The organism is Pseudomonas sp. A2 (assembly GCF_023100865.1).
GTDB lineage: Bacteria > Pseudomonadota > Gammaproteobacteria > Pseudomonadales > Pseudomonadaceae > Aquipseudomonas > Aquipseudomonas asiatica.
Genome location: NZ_CP039127.1, coordinates 5,168,962 through 5,185,493 on the forward strand (window position 1 = coordinate 5,168,962; position 16,532 = coordinate 5,185,493).

At 64.0% G+C, this 16,532-nt stretch carries 20 protein-coding genes; 10 read left to right on the plus strand and 10 right to left on the minus strand.

Features of this window, described 5'->3' with window-relative positions; translation table 11 throughout:
* Positions 1-234 precede the first annotated feature (234 nt).
* Positions 235-498, plus strand: coding sequence for a YebG family protein (locus E5221_RS23945; protein WP_003260692.1), 264 nt, complete (start codon positions 235-237; stop codon positions 496-498).
* Positions 499-809: 311 nt separating this feature from the next.
* On the opposite strand, the gene E5221_RS23950 is transcribed toward E5221_RS23945, so the two are convergent.
* Positions 810-1,829, minus strand: coding sequence for a Glu/Leu/Phe/Val dehydrogenase dimerization domain-containing protein (locus E5221_RS23950; protein WP_247846551.1), 1,020 nt, complete (start codon positions 1,827-1,829; stop codon positions 810-812).
* Between the two features lie 124 nt (positions 1,830-1,953).
* Here E5221_RS23950 and E5221_RS23955 point away from each other — a divergent pair, with 124 nt between their 5' ends.
* Positions 1,954-2,760 (plus strand): tetratricopeptide repeat protein, encoded by an 807-nt coding sequence (locus E5221_RS23955; protein ID WP_013974185.1) that lies wholly within the window; start codon positions 1,954-1,956, stop codon positions 2,758-2,760.
* Here the strand turns inward: E5221_RS23955 and maiA are convergent.
* The 3 genes from maiA to hmgA are packed head-to-tail and all read right to left on the minus strand — an operon-like array spanning position 2,754 to position 5,996.
* Complete coding sequence (gene maiA, locus E5221_RS23960; protein WP_061552472.1) at positions 2,754-3,386, minus strand: maleylacetoacetate isomerase; 633 nt, start codon at positions 3,384-3,386, stop codon at positions 2,754-2,756. The genes E5221_RS23955 and maiA overlap by 7 nt on opposite strands.
* A gap of 12 nt (positions 3,387-3,398) precedes the next feature.
* A complete protein-coding gene (gene fahA / locus E5221_RS23965) occupies positions 3,399-4,691 on the minus strand; it encodes a fumarylacetoacetase (RefSeq protein WP_247846552.1) in 1,293 nt (430 codons plus the stop codon).
* 3 nt (positions 4,692-4,694) lie between these two features.
* Positions 4,695-5,996 carry a homogentisate 1,2-dioxygenase gene (hmgA, locus tag E5221_RS23970; protein WP_247846553.1) on the minus strand — a complete coding sequence of 434 codons (1,302 nt, stop codon included), beginning with the start codon at positions 5,994-5,996 and terminating at the stop codon, positions 4,695-4,697.
* 174 nt (positions 5,997-6,170) lie between these two features.
* Here hmgA and E5221_RS23975 point away from each other — a divergent pair, with 174 nt between their 5' ends.
* Positions 6,171-6,953: an IclR family transcriptional regulator gene (locus E5221_RS23975; protein ID WP_061552474.1), complete on the plus strand. Its 783-nt coding sequence runs from the start codon at positions 6,171-6,173 to the stop codon at positions 6,951-6,953.
* A gap of 353 nt (positions 6,954-7,306) precedes the next feature.
* On the opposite strand, the gene E5221_RS23980 is transcribed toward E5221_RS23975, so the two are convergent.
* The 4 genes from E5221_RS23980 to E5221_RS23995 all read right to left on the minus strand — a co-directional run bounded on the left by E5221_RS23980 (position 7,307) and on the right by E5221_RS23995 (position 10,586).
* Complete coding sequence (locus E5221_RS23980; RefSeq protein WP_247846554.1) at positions 7,307-8,221, minus strand: SDR family oxidoreductase; 915 nt, start codon at positions 8,219-8,221, stop codon at positions 7,307-7,309.
* A 220-nt stretch (positions 8,222-8,441) separates the two neighbouring features.
* Positions 8,442-9,347 (minus strand): alpha/beta hydrolase, encoded by a 906-nt coding sequence (locus tag E5221_RS23985; RefSeq protein WP_061552475.1) that lies wholly within the window; start codon positions 9,345-9,347, stop codon positions 8,442-8,444.
* Between the two features lie 176 nt (positions 9,348-9,523).
* On the minus strand, positions 9,524-10,210 hold the full coding sequence (locus E5221_RS23990) for an LrgB family protein (protein ID WP_123084217.1): 687 nt from the start codon (positions 10,208-10,210) through the stop codon (positions 9,524-9,526).
* Complete coding sequence (locus tag E5221_RS23995) at positions 10,200-10,586, minus strand: CidA/LrgA family protein (RefSeq protein ID WP_015271778.1); 387 nt, start codon at positions 10,584-10,586, stop codon at positions 10,200-10,202. The genes E5221_RS23990 and E5221_RS23995 overlap by 11 nt, the downstream gene beginning before the upstream one ends.
* Positions 10,587-10,682: 96 nt before the next feature.
* Between E5221_RS23995 and E5221_RS24000 the strand changes: the two genes are divergently transcribed.
* A complete protein-coding gene (locus tag E5221_RS24000) occupies positions 10,683-11,579 on the plus strand; it encodes a LysR family transcriptional regulator (RefSeq protein ID WP_247846555.1) in 897 nt (298 codons plus the stop codon).
* Between the two features lie 127 nt (positions 11,580-11,706).
* Here E5221_RS24000 and E5221_RS24005 read toward each other — a convergent pair whose 3' ends face one another.
* Complete coding sequence (locus E5221_RS24005; RefSeq protein ID WP_013974195.1) at positions 11,707-12,162, minus strand: flavodoxin; 456 nt, start codon at positions 12,160-12,162, stop codon at positions 11,707-11,709.
* Between the two features lie 128 nt (positions 12,163-12,290).
* On the opposite strand from E5221_RS24005, the gene E5221_RS24010 reads away from it, so the two are divergent.
* Together E5221_RS24010 and E5221_RS24015 are read left to right on the plus strand one after the other, a co-directional pair.
* On the plus strand, positions 12,291-12,719 hold the full coding sequence (locus E5221_RS24010; RefSeq protein WP_003260703.1) for a PAS domain S-box protein: 429 nt from the start codon (positions 12,291-12,293) through the stop codon (positions 12,717-12,719).
* 56 nt (positions 12,720-12,775) lie between these two features.
* A complete protein-coding gene (locus tag E5221_RS24015) occupies positions 12,776-13,393 on the plus strand; it encodes a hypothetical protein (RefSeq protein ID WP_024087734.1) in 618 nt (205 codons plus the stop codon).
* Here E5221_RS24015 and E5221_RS24020 read toward each other — a convergent pair.
* A complete protein-coding gene (locus E5221_RS24020) occupies positions 13,378-14,310 on the minus strand; it encodes a MerR family transcriptional regulator (RefSeq protein WP_039613042.1) in 933 nt (310 codons plus the stop codon). The genes E5221_RS24015 and E5221_RS24020 overlap by 16 nt on opposite strands.
* Before the next feature lie 219 nt (positions 14,311-14,529).
* Here E5221_RS24020 and E5221_RS24025 point away from each other — a divergent pair, with 219 nt between their 5' ends.
* From E5221_RS24025 to E5221_RS24040, 4 genes are read left to right on the plus strand one after another with little or no spacing between them, the layout of a single operon-like run.
* Positions 14,530-15,090, plus strand: coding sequence for a hypothetical protein (locus tag E5221_RS24025; protein WP_015271784.1), 561 nt, complete (start codon positions 14,530-14,532; stop codon positions 15,088-15,090).
* Positions 15,091-15,123: 33 nt separating this feature from the next.
* Complete coding sequence (folM, locus tag E5221_RS24030) at positions 15,124-15,861, plus strand: dihydromonapterin reductase (protein ID WP_054572761.1); 738 nt, start codon at positions 15,124-15,126, stop codon at positions 15,859-15,861.
* A 9-nt stretch (positions 15,862-15,870) separates the two neighbouring features.
* On the plus strand, positions 15,871-16,167 hold the full coding sequence (locus E5221_RS24035; RefSeq protein ID WP_003260708.1) for a DUF1244 domain-containing protein: 297 nt from the start codon (positions 15,871-15,873) through the stop codon (positions 16,165-16,167).
* Positions 16,160-16,501 (plus strand): HopJ type III effector protein, encoded by a 342-nt coding sequence (locus E5221_RS24040; protein ID WP_003260709.1) that lies wholly within the window; start codon positions 16,160-16,162, stop codon positions 16,499-16,501. The genes E5221_RS24035 and E5221_RS24040 overlap by 8 nt, the downstream gene beginning before the upstream one ends.
* Positions 16,502-16,532: the final 31 nt, after the last annotated feature.

Consider the following 16,532-nt stretch of genomic DNA (forward strand, 5'->3'; position numbering starts at 1 on the left):
GCTCCCACAGGATCTCCACAGGCCTTGAGGTAGATGCCGTACCTGTGGGAGCGGGTTCACCCGCGAAAGTGCCCGGATGGCCAAGGCGCTGATGGATGATGCTGAGTTGGGCATGAAGCAGTAAGCCCTCTGCACCACGCTACAATTTCTGCTTGCGAAGCAATCAACATTGCCATTACTGTATATAAATACAGCAAATCGAAACGCAACCAGCAAAAGGCATAGAGGTGATGAATGGCCGTCGAAGTGGTGTACCGCAGCAGTCGCGACCCGGAGCGCTTGTTCATGGATAAGGCCGAAGCAGACCGTCACGACAAGATGCTCGAACTGGCCGAGCGCCTGGCCGAAGTACTGCACAAGGCAGTGCCCTCGCTGAGCGAGAAACAGGTCGAGGAAGCCGGTATCTACATGGCCAAGAACCGCGATGTGTTCGCTCGGGCGTTCAAGAGCCAGCCGGATGCGCTGGCCGAGTTGCTCGAAGCGCCAGCGGCCGAGTAATTGCCTGCTCCCACAGGGACCGCGCAGGTTTCAAGGTTTGGGCGGGGCAGTTGCTGCTCCACGTACGGCACAAGCGCTGGGCTCGGGCGCTATCCCTGTGGGAGCGGGTTTACCCGCGAAACAGGCGACGCGGTGGATGGCACGGGCTACGCCCGTGTTCGCGGGTGAACCCGCTCCCACAGGGACCGCGCAGGTTTCAAAGTTTTGCGCGGGGCAGTTGCTGCTTCAAGTCCGGCACAAGCGCTGGGCCGGCGCTATCCCTGTGGGAGCGGGCGTGCCCGCGAAGAGGCCAGCAAAGCCGGTATCGCCCCTCAGCCGTAGAGCAACCGCTCCGCCAGCATCTGCGCCACCCGCGCCGGCGAGCGCTTCTCTGCCTGTGCATGGCCAAACACTTCGGTCAGCCGTGAAGGTATCCGCGCCAGGTGCGCGGTGATGGTGCCCAGGTCTTCGCCACGATGGGTAAGTGCCACGTAGATCAACCCACCGGCATTGATCACGTAATCGGGCGCATACAGTATCCCGCGCGACTCCAACTGGTCGGCTACCTGCAAGGTGGTCAGCTGGTTGTTCGCCGCTCCCGCCACGGCCGCACAACGCAACTGCATCACGCTCTGCCCGTTCAACACCGGCCCCACACCGCAAGGGGCAAAGATATCGCAAGGGGTGCTGATCAACGCATCGTTGGTTACCGGATGGGCATTGAACTGCTCCACCGCCAGCCGCACCCGCCCGGGGTCCAGGTCGCTCACCAGCAGGTCAGCACCCGCCGCATGCAGCTGCTCCGCCAGCGCATAACCGACATTGCCCAGCCCTTGCACCGCAACCCGAAGCCCTTGCAGGTCATCACTGCCAAGGCGGAACGAAGTGGTGGCACGAATGCCGGCAAAAACCCCCATCGCCGCATGCGGTGAGGGATCACCCGAGGCCGTGGTGCTGGTCACATGCGGTGTGCTCTGGGCAATGCAGTCCATGTCCAGGGTCGAGGTGCCGCTGTCCACGGCGATGATGAAGCGCCCTTGCAAGGTGTCGATGAAGCGGCCGAAGGCCTCGAACAGCGCGGCACGGTTTTCCACATGCGGGTTGCGCATGATCACCGCCTTGCCGCCCCCCAATTGCAGGCCAGCCAGCGCCGCCTTGTAGCTCATACCCTGGGCAAGGCGAATGGCGTCTGTCATGGCGCTTTCATCATCGGCATAAGGCAGGTAGCGGCAACCGCCCATGGCGGGGCCCAACTGCTCGCTGTGGATCACCACCACAGCCTTCAGGCCGGTAGGCGGATCGGTGAACAAGTGCAGCGACTGGGTACGGGTGCTTTGCATCAGCGCGAACATCGACAGGCTCCCCTACGAGGTGCTCTTTCCAGTATAGGCACGGCCCTTGGGCTGGTAGCGCCGCCGGACCACTGGACGAAACCGCGCACCACGGCTAATACTCAAGCGTGTGTGGAGAAGCCCCATGAAGCCACGTCAAGCCTGCCTGGCCTGCCTGGAACGCGAGCCCGTCGCCCTGCTGGAAGCCGCATTATGGATTGCTGCCGAGCACGACCGAAGCGTCGAGCCCGCGGCCAGCCTTGCCAAGCTGCATGACCTGCAGCGTGAGATAAGCACCAATCTGCCGATGCTGCCGCTGTGCGAACTGGCACAGCCATTGTTGCGCCAACTCAATGCCCTGGGCTTCCAGCAGGATGAATATCACCCGCTGCGCCCGCATGCCGCGATGATGGACAAGGTGCTGCAACGCCGCCGTGGCCAACCGCTGACACTTGCCATCCTCGCCCTGGAACTGGCCCGGCGTCTGTCCATACCCCTTGAGGGCGTAGGCTTCCCTGGCCATTTCCTGCTGCGCGTGCCGGGTGCCGATCACCTGCTTGACCCCTGTGGCGGCCGGCGTCTCTACCCCAACGACTGCCGTGAGCTGCTGGCTCGCCAGTTCGGCCCGCATGTAGCGCTGACTGCCGAGCACATGCGCAGTGCCAGCCCGCTGCAGATGCTGCAACGCCTGTCACGCAACCTGCGCCAGTTGCATATAAGCAACGACAACCACCTGGCGGCACTGATTGATGCCGAGCGGGTCATGCAACTGGGCCCGGTGCAGGTCAGCGACTATGTGACTCGCGCTTCGCTATACCAGCATCTGGATTGCCCGCAGGCCGAGCGCTTTGATCTGGAGCATGCGTTATTGCTGACAGAGGACCCGGTCCAGCGCCTGAAGCTTTCCGAACGTATCGGCAAGCTTCCGGCGGCGAACCGTTCCATTCACTGAGCCGGGCTGTCCGGCTGCCGGGCGGGGTGGGCCTGGGCGAACGCCGCGTGTTCGGCCGCAAGGGCGGCAACCCGAAGGATGCGCGGGAAGCTGTCGAGGTCGACGTTGAAACGTTCGGCCGCGTACAACTGCGGGATCAGATAGACATCCGCCAGGCCCGGCTCATCGCCGAAGCAGAAGCCATGATCGCCTATCAGTTGCTCAACTGCCGCCAACCCTTGGCTGATCCAGTGACCAATCCACTGGTTGACCTGGCTTTCGTCCTGGCCGGCCTGGCGCAGTCGGTTGAGCACGCTGACGTTGTGCAGCGGGTGGATGTCGCAGCCGATGATCGCCGCCACACCCCGCACCTTGGCACGCGCCTCAGCCGTGGCCGGTAACAGCGCAGGTTGTGGATAAACCTCTTCCAGGTACTCGATGATCGCCGGCGACTGCACCAGCAGCTCACCGCCATCGGTACGCAACGCCGGAACGCGCCCCTGCGGGTTGACCGCGACATAACCCGCGCCGCTCTGTTCGCCCTGCAGCAGGTTGACCGGAAGGGACTGGTAACCCAGCCCCTTCAGTGCCAAAGCAATGCGTACCCGGTAGGACGAGGTGGAACGGTAATAGGTGTACAGCTCCATGCCCCTGCCTCCTCAGTTGGCCGCGACGACCTTACCGCGGCATTCGCCGAAACCGATGCTGGCCACGCCATCACGCACGCAGCGGGCACGCAGGATGATCTCGTCGCCGTCTTCGAGGAACTTGCGCACCTCGCCACTGGCCAGTTCCACCGGGTGCTTGCCACCTTCGGTTATCTCCAGCAGGCTGCCGAACGAACCTGGCGTGGCGCCCGACAGCGTGCCCGAACCGAACAGGTCGCCCGGTTGCAGCTGGCAGCCGTTGACGCTGTGGTGCGCGACCAGCTGCGCCACGGTCCAGTACATGCTGCGGGTGTTGCTCAGGGTCAGGCGGTGCGGGGCGAGGCCCTGCTCGCGCATTTGCTCGGTCAGCAGCAATACCTCAAGCTCGATATCGAATGCACCTGCGGCCTGGTCGCGCTTGTCCAGCAGGTACGACAGTGGCTGCGGGTCGCCCTCCGGGCGTGCCGGCTGGGCACAGCGGAACGGCTCAAGCGCTTCGGCGGTAACTACCCAAGGCGAGATGGTGGTGATGAAGCTCTTGGACAGGAACGGCCCCAGCGGCTGGTATTCCCAGGCCTGGATATCGCGCGCCGACCAGTCGTTGAGCAGACACAGGCCAGCCACGTGCTCGGCGGCATCGCCTACCGGGATCGCCTGGCCAATGTCGTTGCCCTGGCCGATCCAGATACCCAGTTCCAGCTCATAGTCCAGGCGCGCGCAGGGGCCGAAGCTTGGCTCGGTGTGCCCGGCCGGCAGAGTCTGGCCCTTGGGCCGGCGCACATCGGTGCCGGATGGGCGGATGGTCGAGGCGCGGCCGTGATAACCGATCGGCACGTACTTGTAGTTGGGCAGCAGCGGGTTGTCGGGGCGGAACAGCTTGCCCACGTTCTTGGCGTGCTCGATGCCCACGTAGAAGTCGGTGTAGTCACCGATCTGCGCCGGTACATGCAGCTGGCAGGCGCTTGCCGGGTACAGGGCGGCCTGCAGCGCCGCCTGGTGTTCGCTGTGCTCGCCCAGCAGCACCAGCAGGCGCTCGCGCAGGGCAACGCGGGCATTGCGGCCGAGGGCGAAGAATGCGTTCAAGGCCCCACCACGGGTGGCCTCGACAGCGGCCTTGGTGGCACCGTCGAACAGGCCGGCGGCCAGCACCGCCTCCAGGTCAAGGATGGCGTCGCCGATGGCCACGCCACAGCGCTTGGCTTCACCCGGCCGGCTGAAGATGCCCAACGGCAGGTTCTGCAGCGGGAAGTCGCTGTGCCCGTTGGCGTGCTCGACCCAGCTACGGGCAATGGCGGTCTGGTTCATGGGTTATCTCCGGTTCGGGTTGAAGGTGCTCGGCAAGGTGGCCCAGCAACTATCGTAGTCGGCCTGCAACTGCGGGCATTCAAGGGCTTGCAGGCTCGGGCGCAGCACCTGGCTGGTCTCGAACATGAAGGCCATGGTGTTGTCGATCTTGTGCGGTGCCAGGTCGGCAGCAATAGCCTTTTCGCAGGTTTCGGCGTCGGGGCCATGGGCGCTCATAACCCCGTGCAGCGAGGCGCCACCCGGCAAGAAGCCCTCGGCCTTGGCGTCGTAGGCACCATTGATCAGGCCCATGAACTCGTTCATCAGGTTGCGGTGGAACCATGGTGGACGGAAGGTGTTCTCGGCCACCATCCAGCGTGGCGGGAAGATCACGAAGTCCATGTTGGCCATGCCATGCACGCTGGTCGGCGAGGTCAGCACAGTGAAGATCGACGGGTCCGGGTGGTCGAAGCTGACCGTGCCGATGGTGTTGAAGCGACGCAGGTCGTACTTGTACGGCACGTTGCTGCCGTGCCAGGCGACCACGTCCAGTGGCGAGTGCTGCAGTTCGCAGGCCCAATGTTCGCCCAGGAACTTCTGCACCAGCTGCATCGGGCCATCGGCCTCTTCGTAGTGCGCCACCGGGGTGAGGAAGTCGCGCGGGTTGGCCAGGCCGTTGCTGCCGATCGGGCCCAGGTCCGGGATACGCAGCGGCGCGCCGTGGTTTTCGGCGATATAGCCGCGGGCCTCGCCGTCGAGCAGTTCGACGCGGAACTTCATGCCACGCGGGATGACCGCGATTTCCAGCGGCTCGACTTCCATCACCCCCAGTTCGGTGGCAATGCGCAGGCGGCCCTGTTGCGGCACCAGCAGCAGTTCACCGTCGGCGTTGAAGAACACCCGCTCCATCGACCGGTTGGCGCGGTAGATGTAGATGCTCACGCCGGCCGGTTTTTCCGCAGCGGCGTTGGCCACCATGGGCAGCCAGCCCTCGATGAAATCGGTCGGTTCGACGGGGATCGGCTGGGGGTTCCAGCGCAGGCGGTTGGGAGTGATGGGCCCCAGCGGGCCGGTCAGCGGCTGACGCGCCAGGCGTTCGAAACGCGGGTGCAAGGCAGACGGACGAATACGATACAGCCAGGTGCGGCGCAGCTCGCTGCGGGTCATGGTGAACGCCGTGCCCGAGAGCAGCTCGGCATACAGCCCATAGGGCGCCTTCTGCGGCGAGTTCTGCCCGACCGGCAAGGCCCCTGGCAGCGCTTCGCTGGCAAACTCGTTGCCGAAGCCGCTGAGGTAGTGAAGGTCGGGTGACGTATCGCGATTCATCGATGCCTCCGGGCTCTGGCCGAGCCGTTGCTGGCAGCTGGCTGCTGGCCCGGGGCGGGGTGGCAGCGCGTCTGCATTGTTTTTATCGTAATCAGATTACGAATAACGTAATTTGCTACGGGCAATGCGTCAAGCTATAAAGGCGCGACTCGACGAATCCGGAAGAAGATGTCCATGGCCAAAGCCAGCTCCCCCGCCGACAACGGCAAGCAGAAAGTCCGCTCGGCGGAGGTCGGCACCGACATCCTCAAGGCCCTTGCCGAGCTCTCCCCGTCCACCTCCCTGTCACGTCTCGCGGAACATGTGCAGATGCCGGCGAGCAAGGTGCACCGTTACCTGCAGGCGTTGATCGCCAGCGGTTTTGCCGAGCAGGATGCGGCCACCAACCATTACGGCCTGGGGCGCGAGGCACTGCGGGTGGGGCTGGCGGCGCTGGGCAGTATCGATGTGCTGAAGATTGCCGCGCTGCCGTTGTCTCAACTGCGCGATGAGCTGAACGAGAGCTGCTTCGTTGCCGTATGGGGCAACCAGGGCGCGACAGTGGTCAGCATCGAGCCGGCAGTACGCGCGGTCACGGTGGTAACGCAGATCGGCTCGGTACTGCCGCTGCTCACTTCGTCCACCGGGCTGGTGTTCGCCGCCTATCTTCCCGAGCGCGAGACCGTGGAGTTGCGTGACCGGGAACTGGCCGCCCTGCAGCACAGCGCCGCCGACTACCAGGCAGTACTGGCGGGCATTCGTGAACGTGGCCTGCACCATGTGCACGGGCTGTTGATGCCGGGCGTGGATGCGCTGTCGGCCCCGGTGTTCAATGCCATGGGGCAGATCGCCGCGGTGATGACGGTGGTCGGGCCGACCTCGATCTTCCATGCCGACGAGCATGGTCCGGCGGCGCAACGGTTGCTGGCAGCAGCACGGGAAACCAGCTGGCGCATGGGCTATTCGCCCGCCGACTGAGCGCCTTCGGCACTATTGCCCGATACGTAAAGGTGAATGTCATAAGCGGCTATTTTTCCTGCAGGATCAGGCGCTTATTCTTACCTCACTGGCCGGCATGAAGGGCTCTCCCCCCCGCCTTTCAGGCCTGCGAGGTTCACCGACGTAGATTTTGAAGCTCCTTGATCTGACGTCTCGATTGGCCGCTGCGGCTTGCAGCGGCCTTTTTTATCTGCCCTGAAAATTTCCGTCGCCTGTGCTGGCCTCTTCGCGGGCTTGCCCGCTCCCACAGGGATATCACCAAGCCTGAGGGCAGTGATATCCCTGTGGGAGCGGGCAAGCCCGCGAAGAGGCCAGCACAGGTAGTACAAAGCTCAGCCCAGCGGATACTTCTGCAAGTTGGCCATCATCTGCTGCAACGCCTGCAAGCTGTCCTGTGGGTGCACTGCCTCGTCGAAGTCGCCAATCCGTGCCCAGTTCTCCGCCACCTGCTCCGGAGTAAAGCCTTCACGCGGATCGAAGCCTACCCCCAGGCTGCGCTCCCACCGCACCTTGCCCACCCAACCGCCACCCACTTCGAACAACTCGCCACTGCCCTGGCACTGCTCGCTGCCCAGGTACACAACCAGCGGGCTGACCAGCTCAGGCTTGAGCCGCTCGAACACCTGGGGCGGGATCAACCCTTCGGTCATGCGGGTGCCACCCGTGGGGGCGATGGCGTTGACCAGGATGCCGTGCTTGCGCCCTTCGATCGCCAGGGTACGTGTCAGCCCATACAGGCCCAGCTTGGCCATGCCGTAATTGGCCTGGCCGAAGTTGCCGTAGATGCCGGACGTGGAAGCGGTGAAGATCACCCGCCCCCAGTTCTGCTCGCGCAGGTGCGGCCAGGCGGCGCGGGTGACCTTGTAAGCCCCCTCGACATGCACCTGATACACCTGCTCCCAGTCGCTGTCTTCCATCTTGTGGAAGGTTTTGTCACGCAGGATGCCGGCATTGTTCACCAGCACATCGACTCGGCCGAAGCTGTCCAGGGCCTGCTCGACAATACGCGCGCCTTGGCTGACCGAATCATGGTTGGCAATGGCACTGCCACCAGCGGCGCGGATCTCCGCTACAACTCGGTCGGCGGCGGAGGCGCTGGCACCTTCACCGTGGGTGGACCCGCCGAGGTCGTTGACCACCACCCGCGCACCACGGGCAGCGAACAGCAGCGCATGGGCACGGCCCAGGCCGCCCCCGGCTCCGGTGACTATCACCACGCGATCTTGCAGACAGACAGGCTCGCTCATGCTCATGGCTCCAGGCAGGTTCAGGTAGGCCGAGTGTCCGCCGCCAGCAGCGGGTGGACAATCAAGCTCACGCAGGCTGAATGCCTGGCAATAACGCAGCACGATGGTTATGGGGCCGCTGTACGGCCCATCGCCGGCAAGCCAGTTCCCACACCAACCGCGCCGGCCTCCAGGCCTGCGCTGTATCTGTGGGAGCAGGCTTGCCGGCGATGAGGACCTGTCAGGACCACGCCACTTTCTGCTGGAAACAGCTCAGCGGTTGTTCTCGAAAGGCCAGGTAATGGCGCAGCACCTGCACCGGCGCTTCGGTATGCGGGTAATGGCCGATGCCCTGCAACTGCACGGTGTCCGGCTCCGGCACCAGTTGCCGGTAGCGCTCCACCATATGTGCGCCGGAAAGCGGGTCGACCACGCCATTGATGAAACGCAGCGGCACGCCTTCATGCTGCATCGCGCCAACCCAGCGGTCCCGGTGCAACCTGCGCTCTGGCATGTAACCCACCAGCTTGTGCAGGATGCGCGTGCCACGGTTGGCGGCTATCAGGCTCCAGAAGTCATCCAGCGCACTTTCACTGGGGTGGGTGCAAGGGCCGTAGACCTGGGTCACGTTGCGCACCAGGTCGTCGCGACCGAACGAGCGCCCTACCAGCCAGCCCAGGCGGCTGAGCAACAGCTTCTGTACCAGCAGCATGCGGCAGCTTTCGGGGAACAGCCCGCTGTTGAGGAACACGCAGCTGGCAATGCTGGCGCGCTGTTCATGATGCCGCGCCAGCATTTCCTGGGCCACACTGCCGCCGTAGTCATGGGCCAGCAGATGCACCGGCTGGTCGACCTTCAGCTCGGCGAGCAAAGCCTGCTGCAGGTCGGCCTGCTCCATCAGGCTATACACGTGATCGACCGGTTTGGCCGAATCGCCAAAGCCGAGCATGTCACAGGCGATAACCCGGAAGCGCTGGGCCAAAGGCCCCCACAGGTAGTGCCAATCCCAGCTGGCGGTGGGGAAACCGTGCAACAGAAGCAGGGGCTCTCCTTGCCCTGCGGTCCAGTAGCGGATGCTCTGGCCCCGGAAGCTGAAACTCTGTCCCCGGGTACGCCAGACGCACAATGGAATTTCGGCCATGGGCATCAGAACGGTCCCGGTGAAGTGGTGTTGGTGGAATAGAGCAAGGCTGCGGTCATTGCATGTCACCTCGGCACTTACATGTGCTCTCTATGTCGAGGCTGAGTCTAGCCAGCAGCCCATCGGCTGGAACTTGCGTTGCCAGCCAGCTTGATGACTTGGCGAGTCAGTGGCACGAACGGTCAGAGGAGCACAGCCAGCAGCGGTGCCGCGAACAGGTTCAACAGCCCGGTCAGGACCATGACCAGGCCGGCCACCGAGCCCTCCTCGCGGCCTACCTCCTGTGCCCGGCTGACACCGGCACCATGGGCGCCCACGCCGAACAGCGCGCCCCGCGCCAGTGGTGTGCGCAATGGCAACCAGCGCAGCAGTACGCCGCCGAACATGGCGCCCAGTACGCCGGTGAACATCACGAACACCGCCGTGAGCTCCGGTACGCCACCCAGGTCATGGGCCAATGGCATAGCAAAGGGCGTGGTGATCGAACGCGGCACCAGCGACAGGCTGGTCGCGCTGTCCAGCGCCAACATATGAGCCAACCCCCAGGAACTGGCGATCGAAGCGCTGCTGCCGGCGACCATGCCCACCATCAGTGCCGGCCAGTGGCGCGCCAGCATGGCCCGTTGCTGCCAGATCGGCACCGCGAAGGCCACGGTCACCGGGCCAAGCACGCTCATCAGCCAGTGGGTGTTGCGGGCGTACTCGGCATAGGCGGTGTGCAGCGGTACGGCCACCGCCAGCAACAGAACCGGCACCAGGATCAGCGGCGACAGCAGGTAGCGCCCGCTGCGCCGGTACAACCAGCGGCTGCCCAGATACGCCAGCAAGGTCAGGGCCAGCCAGAACAGCGGCATGGGTTCAAGGCTCATGGCGCAACCTCCAGCGGCACACCAGTTCCACGGTCAACGCGGTCACCACCATTACCGTCAGGGTGCTCACGGCAATCACCAGCAGGATGCGCCAGCCCTCGTCACGGATCAGAGCGCCATAATCGAGCAGGCTCATCAGCGCCGGAATGAAGAACAGCAGCATCTCAGCCATCAGCCAGCCGGCGCCCAGTTGCAGCATGGCTGGCTTGAGCACACCTGAGGCAAACAGCAACAGCAGCAATGCCAAGCCCATCACGCCGCCAGGAATCGGCCAGCCCAGCCAAGTGGCAAGCTGGCCACCGAGCAGGAACAGAGCACAGAGGATCGCCAGCTCGACGAGCAGGCGCAGGGCTTTTTTCAACAACGCGGGTTTCATGGGGGGTTCCTCTACAGGCCCTCATTTTAAGTTTTGGCTGCCTAGGCCAGAAGCGAATTGTTAGACTGAACACCATTCCATAATGGAATTGTGATCATGGAATTCAAACAGCTGCGCAGCTTTATCGAAGTGGTCCACCGCGGCGGTTTTACCCAGGCCGCGCAGACCCTGCACATCAGCCAGTCGGCGGTGAGCAAGCAGGTGGCTCAGTTGGAGCAAGATGTGGGCCAGCCGCTGCTGGAGCGCCAGGCCTCGCAGTTGCACCTGACCGCTGCCGGGCGCATCGTCCTGGAGCGCGGCGAAGCCTTGTTGCGCCAGCGTCAGGCATTGCTCGGCGAACTGGACGACCTAAGCCAGATGGGCCGCGGCGAACTGCGGCTGGGCCTGCCGATGCTGGGCAGCGACGCGCTGTTCGCCGGGTTGTTCGCCGAATATCGGCGGCGTCACCCGAACATTACGATCCACTTGCTCGAAGGTGGCAGTCGCAGCATCGAACAGGCGGTCAGGAGTGGCGAACTGGAACTGGGGGGCAGCCTGACGCCCAGTGACGAGGCGTTCGACTACCAGCCGTTCTGCAACGAGCCAATGGATGCACTGTTGCCTGCCGGGCACGAGCTGGCAGGCCAGGAAGTGGTAGATCTGCGGCAGCTGGCCGATACCCCGTTCCTGCTTTACCAGCGCAGTTTCGTGCTCAATGACCGGTTGCTGAAGGCGTGCCCGCAGCAGGGCTTTACCCCCAAGGAAGGCGGGCGCAGTGGCCAGGCGGACTTCCTCGCGGCGCTGGCGGCAGCGGGCCAGGGCGTGGTGCTGCTGCCCCGTGTGGTGGCGAAAGCGCTGGAGCGCCCCGGTGTGGTGCGCCTGCCCCTTCGCTCGCCGGCGGATTTGCGTTGGGATATCGCGTTCATCTGGCGGCGCGGGGCGTATCTGTCACGGGCGGCGCAGGCGTGGTTGGCGCTGGTGAGCGAGTGGCCGGTGCTCGGCAGCAAGGGATGAGTTGCCCTTGCCGGCCTCTTCGCGGGTAAACCCGCTCCCACAGGAACACCACAGCCTCTGAAATCTGTGCAGTACCTGTGGGAGCGGGTTCACCCGCGAAGAGGCCGGTACAGGCGAAAAATACCCGTCAGGCTTTAAGTGTACTCACCAACTCAGCCAACCAAGGCTCTGCATCCGCCTCCGGAGTCACCGTCTCGCTGGCATCCAGGCGCAACATCGGCTGCACTTCGCGCACGCCCAGTTCGGCAAACAGTTCGCGCATCTGCTCGCCTCCACCGCAATAGGTATCGCCATAACTGCTGTCGCCCAAGGCAATCACCGCACCCGGCAGGCCACGCCAGGCCGCAGGCAGGGTATCGCGAATGCTGCAATACAACGGCATGAGGTTGTCCGGCAGTTCGCCCATGCCAGTGGTCGAGGTCACGGCCAGCAAGGCGTCGGGGGCGAAACCTTCAAGGTCCTGCAAGGTGGCGCGCGCCGCATGCCAGGCCTCCAGGCCAGCAGCCTTGAGCAGCGATTCAGCGTGACGGGCGACTTCTTCGGCGGTGCCATAGACCGATCCGGAAATAATGGCGACTTTCATCGGGTAGAGGATTCCGAAACTGAGTGAAAACGTAGGATACTAGCATCCGGCGCTGGCAAAAGGCCGCCTCTACCAAAGTCACCATCCTCAACCCTGCTTCGCACCTTTGTTCACTCAATGGCCCGAACATGATCAATGCGCAACTACTGCAATCCATGGTCGATGCGTCCAACGACGGCATCGTGGTCGCCGAACAGGAAGGCGACGACACCATCCTCATCTACGTGAACGCGGCCTTCGAACGCCTGACCGGCTACGGCCGTGACGAAATCCTCTATCAGGATTGCCGCTTCCTGCAGGCCGACGACCGCGACCAGCTTGGCCGCGCCCGCATCCGCAAGGCCCTGGCCGAAGGCCGCCCGTGCCGCGAAGTGCTGCGCAACTACCGCAAGGATGGCAGCCCTTTCTGGAACGAACTGTCGATCACCCCGGTAAGGCACGATGCCGAACAGCGCACTTACTTCATCGGCATTCAGAAAGACGTTACTCGCCAGGTCGAACTGGAGCGGGAACTGGCGCAACTGCGCGTTCGTCAGAAACCCGACGAACGCACCTGAACCAAGTTCGCCACGCACGGTCAATCCCGTTGAAGAAATCGCCATCGAGTTCGATCATGCAAGCAGAAGCGCTCCTGACCCAGGACGAGCTGGACTTCATACAGAACATGCAGCATTCGCCGCAGTTGAACCTGGCCGACCCCATGTCGAGCCTGCTGGTCAATGGCGACCATCGCATCCAGAGCTTGCTCACCCGCTTGGTGGCCAACGAGCAGGTAACCCTGCAGGCCCAGTTCAACAACCAGCAAATCAGCTTCCCGCTGCAACTGGTGGAAGACGAGTTCCACGCCCTGCACCTGCAACTGGGCTCACCGGAAATCTACGAGGACGGCCCCATGCTGCGCCCCTGGCGCCTGTCGATGGAGAAGCCGAGCGCACTGCTCGATGCCCATGGGCAGGAAACTGGCCTGTGGGTTCGCGAGATCTCGTTCAAGGGTACATTGCTGGAAGTCCGTGGCCTGCCAGCGGCACCAGCCCACTTCGAATTGCGTTTCGCCCCTGATGGCATCCCCCCCATCGAACTGCATGGCGTGCTGGGCCGGCGCATCGGCCCGGACCTGGCAGCCTACGACCTCAGCCAAAGCCCGGCCGAAGAGATCGAACGCCTGCGCGACTACATCCTCCAGGCCCATCGCCGGGCCCACCCCGAGCTACACACTCAGGTATCGAACTGACCGGCCAGAAACTGCCGCAAACGCTGGCGCATCACGCTACCCTGCGCACCCAGGCAAGCGATCGGGCTGCCAGCCAGGCTGTCCTGTGCCAGTTCCGCCGCTTCACCCGCCAGTAACAACGGGCACTCCAGCCCTGCCACCAGGCGCGTCAGCCGCCGTGTGAGCTCCGCCGTGGGCGGCTGATGGGAAAACAGCACCAGGGCATCCGGTTTCAGGCGTTCGCAGACCAGTGCCAGTTCTGCCAGCGGCTGCCCGCTCGCCAGTGGCGTCACGCCAACTTCATCGCTGCCCAAGGTCAGGCTGGTCACCAGCAAATCCAACTCGTGGCACTGCCCCGGCAATGGCGCCAGCAGCACCATGCGGCTGCGCGGCGCACGGGCGAGTTGCAAGCGGGTATACACCCGTCCACGCAGGAACTGATCGAGGAACAGCCACTCGCTGGCCTGCCCGTAGCCGCCCTGACCGGCCGCCAGGTCATGCCACACCGGCATGAACACTTCACTGAATACCTGGTCCAGGGTGCAGGCGGCAAATACCTCGTCGAACAGGCGGTCCAGGCCGACAAGGTCAAAACGTTGTAACGCCTGACGAATCTGCTGCTGCCAGCGCCCCCAGGCGCCCGTCGCGCCACCTGCCTGCCCGGCACGGGCATGGTCGCGCGCGAGGATGCTGGCAACCTTGCTTACCGCCACGCCGCGCTCCAGCCAGCCAAGGATGCGGCGGATGTCATCGATGTCGGCCTGGGAATAAAGGCGGTGGCCGCTTTCGGTGCGGGTTGGCTGGATCAGACCGTGGCGGCGCTCCCAGGCGCGCAAGGTCACGGCATTGACGCCGGTCAGGCGGGAAACCTCACGGATCGGAAACAGGTCCTGCGCGAGGCCCGCATCGATTACCGGATTCAGTCCCTGTTCGTTCATCTGCACGGGGTTCCCTGTGTGTCCAAGTTGAACACCTAGTCTACTACGGCAATACCAGACGCTGGGGCGCAACCGTTTGCCGGCTTACAGTTGCCGAAGATCGCAGATGGGCGATAATCCGCGCCCGATTCTTGCATGCATGCCTGTGTCGCCCACCACCCCGGGCCACTCAGCCAAAGGGGCCGGCTACCCGCCAGCCCCGTTGCCAGGAGATACACGATGTCTACCCCACCCGTCACCTTGATGGTGTCGCGCCGCGCCGCCCATGGCCGCTACCAGGACTTGCTGGCCTGGCTGCATGAAGGCGAGCAGCTGGCCACCGACTTCCCCGGCTACCTTGGCTCGGGCATCCTCGCGCCCCCCCGCGACAGCGACGAATTCCAGATCATCTTCCGTTTCAGCGACGAGCCGACTCTGCATGCCTGGGAACATTCCGCCTCGCGTCGGGCCTGGTTGCAACGCGGCAACGGGCTCTTCGAACGCCCCAAGGAAGCGCGCGTGAGTGGCATCGACGACTGGTTTGGCACCAACATGGTGCAAAAACCACCACGCTGGAAGCAGGCTGTGGCCATCTGGCTGGCCTTCTTCCCGGTCTCGCTGGTGTTCAACCTGGTGTTCGGCCACTGGCTCGCTGCGCTGGACCTGGTACCACGGGTACTGCTCAGCACCCTTGGCCTGACGCCGGTGATGGTCTACCTGTTCATCCCCCTGTCCACCCGTTTGCTGGCCGGCTGGCTGCATGCGTCCCCCGCCCCTGCCGGCGCCCTGCGCAGCCGCTGAGGCCAGGCCGTACACGCGGTAGACAGTTCGGGTATGCTGGGCGGCAACCAAAGGACAGACAAGTTGACCGCCCCGAACATGAACAGCCCCATTCTCGTTACCGGAGCCAGCCAGCGCGTCGGGCTGGCCCTGGCCCTTGAACTGGCACAGGCCGGCCATACGGTGGTCAGTGCCAGCCGCAGCGTCCAGCCACAGGCGGCCCACCCGAACATCGTGCAGTTCCAGGCCGACCTGTGCCAGCTGGCCGATCGACAGGCCCTGATCGACTACTTGCACAACCATTACGACGGCCTGCGCGCGATCATCCACAACGCCTCGTTGTGGCTCGACGATGGCCTCGACAACCTCGAGACCATGTTCCGCCTTCACGTCGAAGCGCCCTACCACCTCAACCTGGCCTTGGGCGACCTGCTGGCCAAGGTGGAAAAGGCCGACATCATCCACATTTGCGACGAAACCTCTTCGCGCGGCAGCAAAAGCCACATCGGCTACGCCGCGACCAAGGCCGCGTTGCAGAACATGGTGCTGTCTTTCGCCGAAAAATATGCGCCCAAGGTGCGTGTGAACGGTATCCTGCCCGGGCTGCTGATCCTCAAGGAAGGGGGTGACGAAACCTACCGCCAGCAGACCTTGAAAAAGGCCCTGCTGGAGTTCGAACCCGGCGCCGGCCCGCTGATCGAGACGGTCAGGTACCTGCTCGCCAGCCAGTACAGCACCGGCAGCCAGGTGGTCATCAACGGTGGCCGCCACCTGAAGAACCGCATGACCTGAGAGAAGCCCATGACCCCACAGCAACAGCTCGAACTCGAGGCCGCCGCGTTCCGGCGCCTGGTCGAACACCTGCAGAAGCGCACCGACGTGCAGAACATCGACCTGATGAACCTGTCCGGCTTCTGCCGCAACTGCCTGTCCAAGTGGTACAAGGCCGCGGCTGACGAGCGCCAGCTCGACCTGAGCCTGGATGATGCCCGCGAAGCGGTGTACGGCATGCCTTACGCCGAGTGGAAAGCCCAATACCAGAAAGAAGCCAGCGCCGACCAACAAGCGGCGTTCGAAAAAGGAAAACCCCGTGACTGACCTGAACACCCTGCGCGCCAGCCTGGCCAGCGGCCAACACGTGTTTGCCGACACCCTGGCGTTCATTGCCGACAACTACAGCTACCAGCCACAGGCCTTCGACAATGGCGGCGTGGCAAATGCGGCCGGGCAGAACGAAGGTTCGTGCAAGACCCTGGGCCTGGCGCTGCTGGAAGGGCTGAGCGACCAGGAAGCGCTGCTGGCCTTTGGCGAGCACTACCGTGACGTGGTGGCCACGCCCGAGGGCAGCGACCATGGCAATATCCGTGCGCTGATCAAGCATGGGCTGGCGGGCGTCAAGTTCGCCGAGCTGCCGCTTGCGCGCAAGGCTTGAGATTTTGGGGCCGCTCCGCGGCCCTTTCGCC